General features: G+C 63.4%; 13 protein-coding genes. 8 read left to right on the top strand and 5 right to left on the bottom strand.

Features of this window, described 5'->3' with window-relative positions; translation table 11 throughout:
- Nucleotides 1-156 precede the first annotated feature (156 nt).
- Both ACMDCR_RS03475 and ACMDCR_RS03470 read left to right on the top strand, forming a co-directional pair.
- On the top strand, nucleotides 157-459 hold the full coding sequence (locus ACMDCR_RS03475) for a DUF1778 domain-containing protein (RefSeq protein ID WP_413991188.1): 303 nt from the start codon (nucleotides 157-159) through the stop codon (nucleotides 457-459).
- A gap of 3 nt (nucleotides 460-462) precedes the next feature.
- Nucleotides 463-972, top strand: a complete 510-nt coding sequence (locus tag ACMDCR_RS03470; protein WP_413991187.1) for a GNAT family N-acetyltransferase — start codon at nucleotides 463-465, stop codon at nucleotides 970-972.
- A 15-nt stretch (nucleotides 973-987) separates the two neighbouring features.
- Here the strand turns inward: ACMDCR_RS03470 and ACMDCR_RS03465 are convergent, their stop codons facing one another.
- Genes ACMDCR_RS03465 through ACMDCR_RS03450 form a run of 4 tightly spaced genes read right to left on the bottom strand, consistent with a single transcriptional unit; the run spans nucleotide 988 to nucleotide 4,896 of the window.
- Nucleotides 988-2,391, bottom strand: a complete 1,404-nt coding sequence (locus ACMDCR_RS03465) for a hypothetical protein (protein ID WP_413991186.1) — start codon at nucleotides 2,389-2,391, stop codon at nucleotides 988-990.
- 29 nt (nucleotides 2,392-2,420) lie between these two features.
- Nucleotides 2,421-3,719 (bottom strand): hypothetical protein, encoded by a 1,299-nt coding sequence (locus ACMDCR_RS03460; protein WP_413991185.1) that lies wholly within the window; start codon nucleotides 3,717-3,719, stop codon nucleotides 2,421-2,423.
- 17 nt (nucleotides 3,720-3,736) lie between these two features.
- A complete protein-coding gene (locus ACMDCR_RS03455) occupies nucleotides 3,737-4,336 on the bottom strand; it encodes a hypothetical protein (RefSeq protein ID WP_413993815.1) in 600 nt (199 codons plus the stop codon).
- A gap of 5 nt (nucleotides 4,337-4,341) precedes the next feature.
- Nucleotides 4,342-4,896 carry a hypothetical protein gene (locus tag ACMDCR_RS03450; RefSeq protein ID WP_413991184.1) on the bottom strand — a complete coding sequence of 185 codons (555 nt, stop codon included), beginning with the start codon at nucleotides 4,894-4,896 and terminating at the stop codon, nucleotides 4,342-4,344.
- A gap of 72 nt (nucleotides 4,897-4,968) precedes the next feature.
- Between ACMDCR_RS03450 and ACMDCR_RS03445 the strand changes: the two genes are divergently transcribed.
- The 4 genes from ACMDCR_RS03445 to ACMDCR_RS03430 are packed head-to-tail and all read left to right on the top strand — an operon-like array spanning nucleotide 4,969 to nucleotide 11,071.
- Entirely contained in the window at nucleotides 4,969-5,601 is a 633-nt protein-coding gene (locus tag ACMDCR_RS03445; protein ID WP_413991183.1) for a hypothetical protein, read from the top strand.
- A gap of 18 nt (nucleotides 5,602-5,619) precedes the next feature.
- Nucleotides 5,620-8,598 (top strand): TrlF family AAA-like ATPase, encoded by a 2,979-nt coding sequence (locus ACMDCR_RS03440; protein WP_413991182.1) that lies wholly within the window; start codon nucleotides 5,620-5,622, stop codon nucleotides 8,596-8,598.
- Nucleotides 8,599-8,650: 52 nt separating this feature from the next.
- Nucleotides 8,651-10,213 (top strand): AAA family ATPase, encoded by a 1,563-nt coding sequence (locus ACMDCR_RS03435; protein WP_413991181.1) that lies wholly within the window; start codon nucleotides 8,651-8,653, stop codon nucleotides 10,211-10,213.
- 3 nt (nucleotides 10,214-10,216) lie between these two features.
- The gene (locus tag ACMDCR_RS03430) at nucleotides 10,217-11,071 is read left to right on the top strand and encodes an HNH endonuclease (RefSeq protein ID WP_413991180.1); all 855 of its coding nucleotides are present in this window, start codon (nucleotides 10,217-10,219) and stop codon (nucleotides 11,069-11,071) included.
- Between the two features lie 15 nt (nucleotides 11,072-11,086).
- Here ACMDCR_RS03430 and ACMDCR_RS03425 read toward each other — a convergent pair whose 3' ends face one another.
- Entirely contained in the window at nucleotides 11,087-12,445 is a 1,359-nt protein-coding gene (locus tag ACMDCR_RS03425) for a tyrosine-type recombinase/integrase (protein WP_413991179.1), read from the bottom strand.
- A gap of 725 nt (nucleotides 12,446-13,170) precedes the next feature.
- Between ACMDCR_RS03425 and ACMDCR_RS03420 the strand changes: the two genes are divergently transcribed.
- Together ACMDCR_RS03420 and ACMDCR_RS03415 are read left to right on the top strand one after the other, a co-directional pair.
- Nucleotides 13,171-13,371, top strand: coding sequence for a hypothetical protein (locus ACMDCR_RS03420; protein WP_413991178.1), 201 nt, complete (start codon nucleotides 13,171-13,173; stop codon nucleotides 13,369-13,371).
- Between the two features lie 32 nt (nucleotides 13,372-13,403).
- Complete coding sequence (locus ACMDCR_RS03415) at nucleotides 13,404-13,574, top strand: hypothetical protein (RefSeq protein WP_413991177.1); 171 nt, start codon at nucleotides 13,404-13,406, stop codon at nucleotides 13,572-13,574.
- The last annotated feature ends 95 nt before the right edge of the window (nucleotides 13,575-13,669 follow it).

The following is a 13,669-nucleotide window of genomic DNA, read 5'->3' as shown; positions in this document are numbered from 1 at the left end:
CCGCACAGCGTATGGTGTCCTCCAGGGGCACGGTAAGGGATCATGTTCCTTATTTGTTCTCCACGTTGGGCCGAAGAGTCAAGGATGATCCGACTCCGACGTCCGGCCCCTTGAAGTGGCCGGTCATTGGCCGTACATTGGACGGGGAGAAAAGCCATGCCCAGTGCAGCATCGAAACCGGCCAGTGGGCGCACCCGAGCGGAGCGCTTGGAGGCCCGTGTCACCGCGGAGCAGAAGAGTTTGATCGAGCGGGCCGCCGCCCTGCAGGGCCGGAGCCTAACCGATTTTGTGCTGACGAGCGTGCAAGACGCCGCTCGGCGTGCAATCGAAGAGCATCAACAGCTTGCCTTGTCGGTTCGCGACAGCGAGGCCTTCGTTGATGCGCTGCTAAATCCCCAGCCGGTAAACGACCGTCTCCGCGACACGGTTCGCCGCTATCGCGAGCAGGCCGGCGTTTGACGCGTGGCGGCTGAAGACGAAAAGCTTCGCGTCGAGCCGCTCGGCTCAGACCATGATCGGTCGGGGTTTGAGAGCGGCGTCGAGCCGCTGGACCGATATTTTCGATCGCAGGCCAGTCAGGACGCGCGGAAGAATATGGCCGCGCCGTTCGTCCTGGTTCAGCCGAATGGGACGATCGCCGGCTACTACACGCTCTCCTCGACGTCTGTGCAGCTCGGCGAATTGCCGGAGCAAACGGTGCGAAAGCTGCCGAAATATCCGCTGGTGCCGGCGACGCTCTTGGGGCGCCTCGCGGTGGATCGGAGACACCAGGGAAAGGGTTACGGCCGCTTCCTCCTCGCCGACGCGCTATACCGAGCCGCGCAAAGCGAGATCGCCTCGTTCGCAGTGATCGTCGATGCGAAGGACGACAATGCCCGCCGCTTCTACGAGCGGGAAAGCTTTCTGCCGTTTCCGGACCAGCCCAGGAAGCTGTTTCGACCGATGGCCGATATTCGACGCTTGTTTGAATAGGCCGAGCCCAGGCCGCTAAGGGCCGTCTTCACGTTGCGCCGGATAGTAGCCCTTCGGGGCTTGAAGATGAGTGATGGATGAGATGACCGAGTTCGCCCATATCGTGTTGCATTCGACGTCGCCATCGCGCTCGAACCAATGTGTCGCGCCGGGGATCAGGTCGAATGGGATCGGATGAGCAGCCAAAGGGTTGTGGTAGACCTCGAGTTCCTGACACCAAGCTTCGCCCCAAGGCCAGAGTGCGTTGTACTCCGAGCTTCCCACTTCCAGCTCAAAGTCGATCGGCTCGAGAGCGCCAGGCGTTCTATCGAATAATATTCCGCGCCGAATCATCTTGAGGCCCGGCGGACGCCACCCGGCTAGGAATCCCATGCGGTTGAACTTCGCCAAAGTGCCTGCATTACTGAAAATCACGGCCGACAACCGCGCGAAGGTTGGGTCGCGAAACAGGCCGGCCGGGATTGCGTTCTTGCCGGTCAGATTGGAAATCGGCTTCCCGACCGCGCGTCGCTTCGCGCCTTCGCCTTCGACATCCGCGCGGACACCATAAAGGTAAGTTGGCAGCGCTTCGCGACTCCACACCATTGAGCCAGAGCTGTGGAAATCGGCGATTGCGATAGCGAACGGATGGTCCTTTACGTGCGAGAGGTCGTGATATTCCCGCTGGAGCTTCGCTCTTAGCGTCTTCGCAAAGCGTTCGGCCGGCGCGCCGGTTAGCCGTTCGGTCCGATCCGTCGGCGCGTGAACCCAATCGCCGATGCCGCCGGCTCGCGGCATTTCGGAGTTCGCCGTGACCGCTTCTACCCAGCACGTGGCGCCGTCCTTCTCGATCTGGAAGTCGGGCGAGACATGATCCTGGCGCACCCGTAAGCCTTGCTCGCGAAAGCAGGCCAGAAGGTAGAGCTCGAACAGTCGTGACGCGAAGTTGTTGGTTTGCAGATCGGGAACGAAGTTCGGATCGGGTCGCGGCAGGGCGAGATAGCATTCCCCGACAGCCATCAGCGCCGGCAGATGGCTGATCGAGGTGGCGAGCAGGTCGAACTCGGGAGAGCTTCCCCGTGGTCCGACCTCGACCAATAACGGCCGGCGGCGAACGCCTGGCGGAAGCGGCTCGGGCGGGTCGCCGCCGCGCATGTCGAGGCTAAGCGCTTCAAGGGCCTGTTCGGGCGTTGGAAATGAACCGCCCTGCGCGACGCAGTTCCAGCAGTGATCGACGCGCCGCCGCAGGGCAATCATGCTGAACCGCCCGGTCTCTTCGTTGAGGAGAATGGCGCCGCACGCACCGCCCCGGCCGACTTGATAGGTGGCGAAAACCGTTGCGGGTTCGAAGTTCGGGCCGCGTTCCAGTGACAGGGCGTACAGCTCGAACTGCCGCCGGCTGATGGGCTTGATGAGGAGGGATTCCGTTTCCGCGACCATTAGCGATCAGACCATCCTGCCCACGGGGCCTACAAGTACCGCGCGCCCTGCGCGAGGAGGTCGCTCAGCACGTCAGTGCGCGGCCGTGGTCGCTGAAGCGCGAGATCGACCAAGCCTCGGGCCACGCCGCGCGCCAGGCTGCGGGCCATGACGCGCTGTTTCGTCGACACCTTTTGCAGACCGGCGCGCCCGTGAACGAAGGTGCTGCGCAAGTCGAACAGATCCTTGTAAGCCTGAACGCTTGTGGGATCGCTCAAGACGGCTGCGACACGCGCCGCGACGCGATCCGTCGCGGACGATACCGCCTTGTTGGGATCGGGCTTCGGGCGGAGCCACTTCTTGTGGTCCATCTCTAGGCCGACAGCCGCCTCGATCGCAGTCATGTGCGCCATGACCTCATCCATGCCATCGGCGAGGAAGGCCCGAACGAGGAAGTGCGCGACCGGCGTCTCGAACAGATCGGTTGCTCGAGCACGTTCGAGGTCCGTCCATGTCTGGTCGGTGAGGAGCGCCAGGCCCGCCGCCGCGTCATCGTCGAGCGGCAAGACGGTCGGACGTTCAAGTTCGATGTCGTCGCCCCAATGGTCCTGCACGATCCAGGGTTCAAGGGTGAGGTTGTCGGCGCTCGGCGGCGGAGACGGGCGTATGAAAAGATCGTCGTTGACCGTGTAAATCCAGGGCAGGCGAAAGCCCCGCCAGTCGACCTCCTGCATCGTCGACCATCGCTCCCACGGCGCCAGAAGGAGGAAGAAAAGAGCGCGTTCGATAGACGGCGGAAAGCGACCGAGATGCGGATCGATCTCGCCAAAATCCCGATCGAACGTCATGTACATAAAGGGAGAGGCCCGCGCCTCTGGGCGGGGGTCGAGCGCGATCTCTTCCTCCACAACGAGCCAGCGGAATTGCGCCAGACGCTTCGCATCGAGAGGCTGGTTGGGAAAGTTCCGGGCAAGGCGCGGCGCGTCGAACAGCCCTGCGAGCTCCTCGGCGCTGAAGTCGGTGACGCGGGATCGGCCGAAGCTCAACGCCGGCATGTCGTCGGCGAGGTCGAGCGGGCAGAGATGCCGCCGCAGCGTGGTCCTGCGCCTGTAAGCGTCGTCGATCGCATTCGCCACGTCCGCGGGATCGAGGCTGAGATCGGTCTTATCGGCCGGGAGATGACACGGCAGTCCAAGCGATCGAAGGGCGGTGCTCAACGCAAACACCGGCTTGCCGCCGCCGTATTCGGCTTCGCATAGCTCGCTCAGGGCAACGAAGGGCGGCGAGGCCAGCAGGTTGTCAGGGCCCGGCCGGGGAAGCCGCCAGACGCCTTCGACGGCGGCGATCATCGAAGGACTTGCTGCCATCAGGTCCGTCCCGGCGCCGACGGCGCGATGCCAAGGCTCGCGGCCTCGGCGATGTAGTGGCGGTAAGCGAAATTGATGAGGTCTCGAACCAGTTCAAGGAGGCCGCCCGTCGGCAACCCATCGAACGGATCGCCGTGGGCCAGCGCGTTGCGACGCTCGGCGAGGGTCGGACGCGTGTCGCCCGTCAATTGACCGAGCGCCGTTCCTCCGCATCGCACGACCATGGGGATTTGCGCGTCCGTGAGGCCATCGGCGCTGACCATGTATTTCAGTAGCGCGGCAAAACTTCGCTTATTCTTAGAGATGTGCCCGCCGTAGCGATCCATCAGCGCCAGTTCCAGGGCGATCAGGGCAGCGAGCTCGCCCGCCTTGAGGACGCTAAAATCGGCCCAGCCGAGCAGATAAAGCGTCTGGGCGCGGGTAAACTTGGCGCGGACGATCTCTGGGATGCGCGCATCGATGCCGAGGCGTTCGACGAAGGCGCGCCAGTCAGCAGCCTTCTGAAATTGGATGAATCCGCCCGCATTGCCCTGCGTCGGCCACGCGAGCAGCACCGGCTCTTCTCGGTCCCTGAGTGCGATGTGCGCGTGTCCGGGCATCGCGGTCACGCACGCCGCAGCATCCGCTCGATGCGCACGCGCTGATAGCCATGCGCATGCACATGCTGGCGAAGCTGGCGGATGTCACGCACGCCGAACGCCACCGACGCCTTCAGCGGACTGGCGAAGGTCGCGTAATAGGCCCACCGCGCGTCCGCGGGGAGGGCAGCGTTCTGGCGCCGATCGGTGATGACGACGTCACGCGGATCGCTGGTGTTGCGAAACGCGTGAAAGGTGATCCAGTCGGGACGCCGGTAGCGCGCCGCCTTGCTGAACGGCACGGACTGGACCTTCACATCGGTCTGGTCGAGCACCCAATCGCGCTGTTCGAGAATCTGGCGAACCATGTGCCCGACCATTTGCTTCACCCGGTCGGCGAGCACGTCCTCGCGAAATGCCTCCAGAAGGTGCTCCTCGATGCCTTCGACGGCCGGCTTGCCGAGCTGCGAAGCCGTCTCGAGCCGGGCGACGTTCGCGGGTTCGGTCAAAAACGCCCAGATGCGCTGGCCCAACTCGCTCTCGTAAAGTGACGCGAACTTTTCGGGGTTATAGGCAAACATGACAGGGCCTCCTTTACCGGGCAAATATGGCCGGTTATAATGGCATGTCAATGACCGTCAGGGAAGAGCGCTTTGGATTTTGAAGACCTGGTGACCGCGCTGGCGCCGCCGCCCAATCGCGTCGGCAAGTGCGCCGGCGATCACGAGCACCATCTCTACGAAGGCGCCGTAATGATCGCCTATGCGATGCACTTGCTTCGGAGCGAGGGCGCCCACCAGGTGCGCGTCCATCCCGACGGCGAACACGGCAAGCAGTTCGATTTTTCGGGGTGGTTGGAGCGGCGTCAGTTCCGCAAGACCTCGTCCATCGGCGCCACCGCCTATGGCGGGGTGTATGAAAACGCAGAGGGGCAAACGATCATCGTCAATCCGCGATCAGGCCTGGGCGACGTGGTCGCCGAAATCGGCGATCTTGTGATTTCGGCCGAGTGCAAGGGGGGCGTCATCAACTCCAGGCATTCCGGCCAAGTGTCGCGGCTCTACAAGGGCCTCTGTGAGACCGTCGGCATGCTCATGGCGACGCCATCGCAAGGACGGCAGGTGGCCGTCGTTCCCTTGACGGACAGCACGATGCGACTGGCGAGGCGGCTGGCGCCGCGCTGCGCGTTAGCTGGGATCGAGATCGCGCTCGTGGGCGGGCGCGGTGAGGTGGTTGACGTGAGGTCGCCGCATGAGGCGGACCGCGATACAAGTACGGCTAAGTAAGACGAAAGGCCCAGGGGGATGCTGAGTCGGGGTTCAGAGTGGCGGAGATGGGAGCCGCATATTCACGCGCCGGGCACGGCCATGAACAATCAGTTCAGCGGGCCGAACGCCTGGGGCGATTACCTGACTGCGCTTGAACGGGCTGCGCCCGTCATCGAGGCGATCGCGGTCACGGACTACTATGTGACCGAGACTTACGAGGAGGTGTTGCGCCAGAAGGCTGCGGGTCGCCTGCCCGACGCCAAGCTGGTGTTTCCGAATGTAGAGCTGCGGCTTGATGTGGCAACGGCGAAAGGGGGTTTCGTCAATCTCCACCTGTTCGTCAGCCCGGAGGACCCGCAGCATCTCGACGAACTGCGGCGGCTGCTCTCGCGCCTGCAGTTCAACGTCATGCAGGATCGGTTCGATTGCACGCGGGCCGATCTCATCCGGCTCGGGAAGAAAGCCGATCCGACCATCACGGACGAACGGGCTGCGCTGGCTTATGGGGCCAACCAGTTCAAGGTCAATTTCCAGCAGCTTCGCGAGGTCTTCTCCGAAAGCGGATGGGCGAAGAAGAACATCCTGATCGCGGTAGCCGGCGGCGCCACGGACGGCACGTCGGGCGTGCGGGAGGCCGCCGATCAGACGCTCCGACGCGAGATCGAGGGGTTCGCCCATGTGATCTTCGCGGGCAGTCCGGCGCAGCGCGAATTCTGGTTGGGCCAGAAGGATCTCGCGCCTGACGAAATCCGCGCCCGCTACGGCGGGCTGAAGCCCTGCCTGCACGGGAGCGATGCGCACAAGCTCGAAGACGTGGCCTCGCCGTTCGGCAATCGCTTCTCGTGGATCAAGGGCGGGCTGGAATTCGACGCTCTCCGCCAGGCCTGCATCGATCCCGATGGACGCGCCTATGTCGGCGAGCAGCCGCCGCGCTCGGCGATGCCGTCGCAGGTCATCGCGCAGGTCCGGATCGACGGCGCCGATTGGGCCACCACGCCTGACATTCCCCTCAACCCCGGCCTCGTCGCCATCATCGGCGCGCGGGGATCGGGAAAGACGGCCCTGGCGGACGTAATCGCCGCCGGCTGCGATGCGATCACGCCGGCCGGCTGGGACGCGGACGAGAACATCACCCCTTCGTTCTTGGCGCGGGCGCGCAAGCTTGTCGGCGACGCAACGACGGCGTTGACCTGGGCCGGGGGTGAGACGGTCACGCGTGCGCTCGACGGCCGCGACGCCAACGGCCACATGTCGTTCCCGCGGGCCCGCTATCTGTCCCAGCAGTTCGTCGAGGAGCTCTGCTCGGCCAAAGGCGTGTCCGACGGCCTCGTGGACGAGATCGAGCGGGTGATTTTCGAGTCCCATTCGCAGGACGATCGCGAATGGGCGCTCGATTTCGCGGAGCTGCGCGATCAGCAGACCTCGCGGTTTCAGCAGGCGCGCGAGCGTGAGTCCGAGGCGATCACCGACATCTCGGACCGCATCGCCACCGAATTTGAGAAAGAGAGCCTGGTCGCCACGCTGACAACCCAGGTCGCTCAAAAGAAGAAGGTCATCGCGGACTACACAACCGATCGCGCCAAGCTCGTGGTCAAGGGCACCGAGGCGCAGGTCACGCGCCACACGCAGCTCAGTGAGGCGGCCCAGAAGCTCCGCAGCCGGATCCAGTCCTTCGGCAATCAACGCCGTACGTTCGTGGCCCTGCAGGATGAGGTGCGCAGCATGCGCGCCACGGGGGCCCCGGAAATGCTTCGCCAGGCGCAGGCGCGCCATTCCAACAGCGGGCTCGACGCCAAGCAGTGGAACGAGTTCCTGCTTATCTACAAGGGCGACGTCGACAAGAGCCTGACAGCCTACGTCGCCTGGGCCGATGGCGAGGTCCGCAAGCTCAACGGCGTTCCCCCGCCGGCAGGCGACCCGACCGTCGCCTTGATCTCGGACAAGGCCGATCTTTCCACGCTTGCGCTGGCGCCGATCGTCGCCGAGATGACGCGGCTCGAGGCGCTGTTCAGCGCCGATAAGGTCGTTCGCGATCAATATGCGGCGCTGACCGGCCGAATTGCGCAGGAGAACTCGGCGCTCCAGACCTTGGAGACCCGGCTCTCCGATGCGCAAGGGGCGGCCGCGCGCCGGAAGGATCTGCAAACCGAACGCGATGAGACCTACGGTCGGGTGTTCGAAGCGATCATCAACGAACAGAACGCGCTGGCCGGGCTCTACGCGCCGCTGATGGCGCGGCTCGCGGCATCATCGGGCACGCTGAAGAAGCTCAGTTTCTCGGTTCGCAGGATGGCCGACGTTCAGGCTTGGGGTGCGGTTGCGGAGGAAGAGCTTCTCGATCGACGCAAGACCGGCCCTTTCTACGGCAGGGGCTCCCTGATCGCGGCGGCCAGCGAAGCGCTGAAGCCGGCGTGGGAGACGGGGTCGGCGGCCGATGTGCAGGCCGCGATGGTCGCCTTCATGGCGAAATACCTGAGGGACCTGCTCTCGCACGCACCTTATGCGCCGACGCAGCAGGCCGAGTTTCGGGCCTGGTCGAAGAAGTTCGCGCACTGGCTCTTCGGCACCGAGCACATCACCGTCCGGTACGAGATCTCCTATGACGGCGTCGACATCCGCAAGCTGTCCCCCGGCACCCGGGGGATCGTGCTGCTGTTGCTCTATCTCGCCCTCGACGATTCCGATGACCGACCCCTGATCATCGACCAGCCCGAGGAAAATCTCGATCCGAAGTCGGTGTTCGACGAGCTGGTGACGCTGTTCGTCGCTGCGAAGGCGAAGCGCCAGGTGATCATGGTCACCCACAACGCCAACCTCGTCATCAACACCGATGCGGACCAGATCATCGTTGCGTCCGCCGGGCCGCATCCCTCCGGGGGCCTGCCGCCGATCACCTATGTCGCCGGCGGCCTCGAGAGTGCCGACATTCGCAAGTCGGTCTGCGACATCCTGGAAGGTGGAGAGGCGGCTTTCCGCGAGCGGGCGAGACGACTGCGGGTGAGGTTGGAGCGATGAGCCTGCCGGCCGCACCAGCGATGAAGGCGCCCGCCGCCACGGGGAGATCGGCATGAGGTTCGTCGTCCAGTTCAGGTCGGGCGACTCGCCGACGACCAATCGCTACCCCCACGCCGTGCTCGTCCAGGACAACTGGGACGACTATGGCTACAAGACCACCTTCCACGTCACGCTGCACGTCTCGGCCGATGAGAGCTACGACCTTGGCAGCATCAAGATCATCGAGTCGGGCCGGACCAGCGGCTACACGGAGATGCCCAGGCAGCCCTTTACGGAACTGCCCGCCGGCCATGCCTCTCTGGGGTCCAGCCTCGATTACTATGAGACCGTCTACAAGCTCGGGCGAGGCGTGTTCGAACCCTACTTCCGAGGTCTTCGAGACGTCGCGTTTGACGATGAGATCAAGGCCGGCGTCGAGGACACCGAGGCCTATCGGGTTTCGCTTCTGCGCTTTAGCGGCGCCGAGCGGACGATCATTGACGCCGCACGGTTGCTGAGTGCGCCCACGCTGCCGACGAGACGGCGCAGCGCGGGCTTCCGGGTCAAGTTCAAGACCAAGGTGGCGCGGCACGCGAACGCCATAACGATCGACTTCGATTTTCGCCGTCGCGGCCGACTGCCGAACCGCATCAACGCCCTGATTGGCTATAACGGCACCGGCAAGACCCGACTGCTCTCGAACCTCGCGATCGTCGCGAGCGGATACGGCTACGGCAGCAAGGAAGACGTGCTCGACGACGCGGCGGGCCGGTTCGTGGGCGCCGCGCCGCCGTTCAAGACGGTGGTCGTGGTGTCCTACAGCGCGTTCGACACCTTCGTCATTCCGGGCCGGACGGAGGAGGAGAAGGAGAGGCTCCAGGAGCGCGGGGGGATCTTCGGCTACGTGTATTGTGGTCTTCGCGAGCGCTCGGACGACGACGCGCCGAACGGCGAGCAGGCGTATCGGCTGCGGACGCCAGCCGAGATCGAGGCGGAGTTCTTGTCCGCGCTTGGGCGGGTCCGCGACGCGGAGCGCTTAGACAGCCTACTGGAGGTTTTGAAGCCGCTGCTGCGCGATCCGTCGTTTCAGCGCATCGGCCTGACCCAACTCTACGCCAATCGCGACGACGACGAACTTGGCGAGCTCTTCCGTGGACTGAGCAGCGGCCACAAGGTGGTGCTCAAGATCGTGACCGAACTCACGGCGCACATCTCGGGCTCGGAGCCGACGCTAGTGCTCATCGACGAGCCCGAAACCCACCTTCATCCACCCTTGCTCGCCGCGTTTTTGAAGAGCGTGCGGGCGTGTCTCGAAACCTTCGATGGCTATGCCATCATCGCCACCCATTCGCCCGTCGTTCTGCAGGAGACCCCGGCGAAATACGTCCAGGTGCTGCGTCGCTCAGCCGACCAGAGCCGGGTCGTGGCTCCGAACGTGGAGACGTTCGCAGAGAGCATCGGCGTCATTACGCAGGAGGTCTTCAATCTTGGTGACGGCTCGACCGATTGGCACGAGACGTTACGCGCGCTGGCCCGTCGCAACACACTTGAGGAGATCGAGGAAGCGTTCGGTCGCAAGCTGGGCTTCGCGGCGCGCTCTTACATTCTGAGCATTCGCGATGAGCTCGAGGAGTAGTGGATGCGATCGATCCCTCTCCTGGCCGTCGATGCGACGGTCGTATTCGATGAGATCGCCGCCGCCAAGCATCAACCGCGGCGCGGACGGATGCAGGCGGCGCGCGCGGACGTCCTGACGGCCTATCAGAGCTACGAGGATGCCGTGCCGGAAGTCGGTGAGCTGGACGAAGCGCCGCTGACGGATGCGCAGCAGGAGGCGATGCGGCACGCGTTCAACGTCGAGACTGCACCGATGACCGCGCTCCGCGGCGATCTCCTGAAGAGGATCAGCGTTGCGCGGTGCCCCTTCTGCGGGATCAGCGAGTCCTCTACCCTCGATCACTACCTTCCGAAGGAGCAATACCCCGAGTTCTCGGTGTTTCCGAAGAACCTCGTCCCGAGCTGTGCGGTGTGCAATACGCGCAAGCGTGATCGCATCCTCGACGAAGGGACGAACGTGCGGATGTTCCTGCATCCTTGTTACGACGTAATCCCCGACATCGCGTTTCTGAGAGTGCGTGCGCGCATGGAGGGTGACGCTCTCGTGCTGTCGTACCGCCTGGTCCGGCCGGCCGGGATGGCCCTTCAGACTTTCCAGCATCTCCGGAATCATTTCGACGAGCTCGACCTCGCCGACCGCTACCGACGAATGGGTCTTGAGCATCTGGGGGGACAGTATCCTGCGCTTCGTCGCGCCTACGGCCCGGGTGAAGATTCGGGGCGCGTCGCAGAAAAGCTGGTCGAGGGAGCGGAGGACTTTGAGGAGGTGCAAGGGCCGAATTACTGGCTCGCCAAACTCTATCGGGCCCTTGCCGGGAACGATGATTTCTGTGACGGCGGCTTTGAGGCGGTGCGGCCGGAGCTACAACCGCATTGACGACCAACCGCGGCCCTATGCGGCGAGCAGGTGTTTCTCCTGCGGATCGGATTCGTCCTCGCCTGTAGCCTTTTGAAGGAAGCGCGCCAGCGCGGCCTTCCGCGAGTCGCGATCGAGCGCATAGGCGGTCTGCTTGAACTCTTTGCCCTCAAGCAAACCCGCGATGTAGCCGGCGATCGTGTCGGCCGCCATGATCAGCGCCGTGTCGAGCGTATGAATGTAATTGCTCGTCACAGAACCTTTCGCGTGCCCGACCAGGGCTGCGATTGTCATCTCCGTGAAGCCCAGGTCGTTGCCCAAGCTCGCAAAGCTGTGTCGAAGGACATGAGGCGTCACGTCGGAAAGCGAGGAGTCCTTGAATATCTGGTCCCAGTGCCTCGGGAAGCCTCCGAACGCATTGTCCTCGCCATAGCCAGCGATGACGAAGGTGCCCGTTGACGTCTTCTGACGTTCCTCGAGAAGCTCCACGACGGGCAACCCGACGGGGCGAACCGACATGCCCTCCTTGCTGTCGATCAGCCGAAGGCAGCTTCCGTCGACATCCGCTTCAGCCCATTTCAGTCCAACAATTTCGCTTCGCCGGCAGCCCGTCAGCGCGATCAATCGAATGATGTCCACGCTCGGCGCGTATTTCTCATCCTCTTGGGCTTTGCGGAGCATGTCGCCGAGGGTCCGATACTCCGCCTCACTCAGTCGGCGCGTCCGGACGGCATCCTTAGGCTTGCGAAGGCCGTGGGCGGGGTTGGTGCTGATAATCCCGGCCTCGATCGCATAGGTGAGAATTCCGCCGAGAAGCCCAACGGTTCGCGCCGCTGTGCCGGCGCCGCCGCGGACAATAGCTTTGCCTCGCAGTTTGTCGGTTTTTACGGACACCCGCGTCTTTCCGGCCATGATGTCCTTCAGCATCTTGTTCACGTCGGTCTTCGTGAGATCCTTCACCCGCCGGGTGCCGAGAAGCGGAATGATGTGCCGGTTGATCCGTCCGGTATCGGTGATGATCGTGTGGGGCTTCTTCGGACGGCCGCCCTTTCCCATGACGAGGCCGGCGTTCATGTCGTTCAGGTAAAGGGTGCAAAGCTCCCTCACCGTGATGGCTTTGTGGTCGAGCTGGCGTTCCTCAGCAGGATTGTCGCCCTGCGCGACACGCCCCAACTGAACCTTCGCTTCTTGCCTCGCGCTTTCGGGCGTCCACACGCCATGCAGCCCGATCGTATAGCGGCGTGAGCGCCCCAGCGCTCGATATTGAAGGACATAGCTGCGCTTGCCAGAGGCGAAGACGCGCAGGCCGAAACCTGGTAGTTCATCGTCCCAGATAACGTAGTCCTTCTCGCGGGACTCAGCGGCGTCGACGACGCGCTTGGTGAGCTTAGCCATGGGAATTCTCCCGTCGAAGCTCCGGTTCTCGCGTAAGCACCACGTAAGCAGACGGGCGCAAATCGGAGCGTGATTGAGGGTAACCCAGGCGGGACGGAGATTCAAATTGTTTAGTTATTACAGTGGCATAGCGCATAGGGGGCGGTCCTGTCGGGAATAGGCGTAGACAGGACTACTTCCTCCGAAGGCAAAGGTCGCACGTTCGAATCGTGCTGGGTGCGCCATTTGCGTGCAAAACCGCGAACGCCGATATCCGCCGATTTCCCGCCTGAAGCAGCGATGGGAGTGCGGAGCGGTTGGGCGCCCTCCCCAAATCTTGCGCTCTATGCCCGCACATCCAGTTGGCGGTCCTTTTCAAAAGCGCGCCGACCATTGGTTCCCCTTGACCTGCGTCAAGGCGGGGTTCTGGTCGATATGCCACCTTCCTCTCACTGGCTCGCTTTGCAGCCGAGATGAAAGGAATGAGGGTAAGGCTATGCCGATCGCAGACATTCTCATGTTGTCGTTGATCCTTGTGGGGACCGCAGTCTTTGGCCTCACCCTCTCAATCACAGGCTGGCGCAACTGACGCTGAGACGGCCCGACTTCCGCGCGGGCCAAGGCGGGTGGTATCGGGATGTGGGGCAGACTGCCGTGACAGGCGTCGCGATCACGTTCGGTTGTCGAGGAGGAACCTCGCCGCCCCAAAGTTGTTGGCATGACAGATAGCCAATGAGGAAAGTGTCATGCGCAATCCCACGACGTGCAAGGATAACCCGCCAAAGCGGCAACCCATGGTGAGCGGATCCGAATATTACCGCAACAGGGCCGATGTCGAGCGCGGGCTGAAAAGAAGAGATTTCCCCTCCCAGGATCTCGACGATGACCCAAGCGAGAAGCGGGACGAAAAGAAGGTTGATGCCGAGAAGCTGCCCTCGAAGCGTTGAACGCCGCGCAAATCACCCGCAGAGGAGGCGATATGGAGCAAGCTTCAAGCGATGCCTTCAGCGACGGTGAGGTTGCTCGCTGGATGGGATATTCGGAAGATGCAAATCCGTATGATCCGGAAATCGATCCAGGCGGCTATCGGCGCTGGAACGAAGGTTGGCACAGTGCGGACAATGATCTGGATGATGCCGACGGCGATTGACGCCGCGGCGCCCAGTTGCTAGGTGCAGGACCAGCCCATGAGGCGGTAGACGCGCCCCCCCAATACCGAGCCTCTCGGAGATCTCTGTCGCACCA

Source organism: Labrys okinawensis, from assembly GCF_047345005.1.
GTDB classification, from domain to species: Bacteria; Pseudomonadota; Alphaproteobacteria; order Rhizobiales; family Labraceae; genus Labrys; species Labrys okinawensis.
This window is presented reverse-complemented; position numbering and strand designations above follow the sequence as displayed.

Bases quoted from the DNA above. Each gene is read 5' to 3' on its own strand.
- ACMDCR_RS03475 (WP_413991188.1), top strand. From the start codon at position 157: ATGCCCAGTGCAGCATCGAAACCGGCCAGTGGGCGCACCCGAGCGGAG.
- ACMDCR_RS03465 (WP_413991186.1), bottom strand. From the start codon at position 2,391: ATGGTCGCGGAAACGGAATCCCTCCTCATCAAGCCCATCAGCCGGCGG.
- ACMDCR_RS03460 (WP_413991185.1), bottom strand. From the start codon at position 3,719: ATGATCGCCGCCGTCGAAGGCGTCTGGCGGCTTCCCCGGCCGGGCCCT.
- ACMDCR_RS03455 (WP_413993815.1), bottom strand. From the start codon at position 4,336: ATGCCCGGACACGCGCACATCGCACTCAGGGACCGAGAAGAGCCGGTG.
- ACMDCR_RS03450 (WP_413991184.1), bottom strand. From the start codon at position 4,896: ATGTTTGCCTATAACCCCGAAAAGTTCGCGTCACTTTACGAGAGCGAG.
- ACMDCR_RS03440 (WP_413991182.1), top strand. From the start codon at position 5,620: ATGCTGAGTCGGGGTTCAGAGTGGCGGAGATGGGAGCCGCATATTCAC.
- ACMDCR_RS03435 (WP_413991181.1), top strand. From the start codon at position 8,651: ATGAGGTTCGTCGTCCAGTTCAGGTCGGGCGACTCGCCGACGACCAAT.
- ACMDCR_RS03430 (WP_413991180.1), top strand. From the start codon at position 10,217: ATGCGATCGATCCCTCTCCTGGCCGTCGATGCGACGGTCGTATTCGAT.
- ACMDCR_RS03425 (WP_413991179.1), bottom strand. From the start codon at position 12,445: ATGGCTAAGCTCACCAAGCGCGTCGTCGACGCCGCTGAGTCCCGCGAG.
- ACMDCR_RS03420 (WP_413991178.1), top strand. From the start codon at position 13,171: ATGCGCAATCCCACGACGTGCAAGGATAACCCGCCAAAGCGGCAACCC.
- ACMDCR_RS03415 (WP_413991177.1), top strand. From the start codon at position 13,404: ATGGAGCAAGCTTCAAGCGATGCCTTCAGCGACGGTGAGGTTGCTCGC.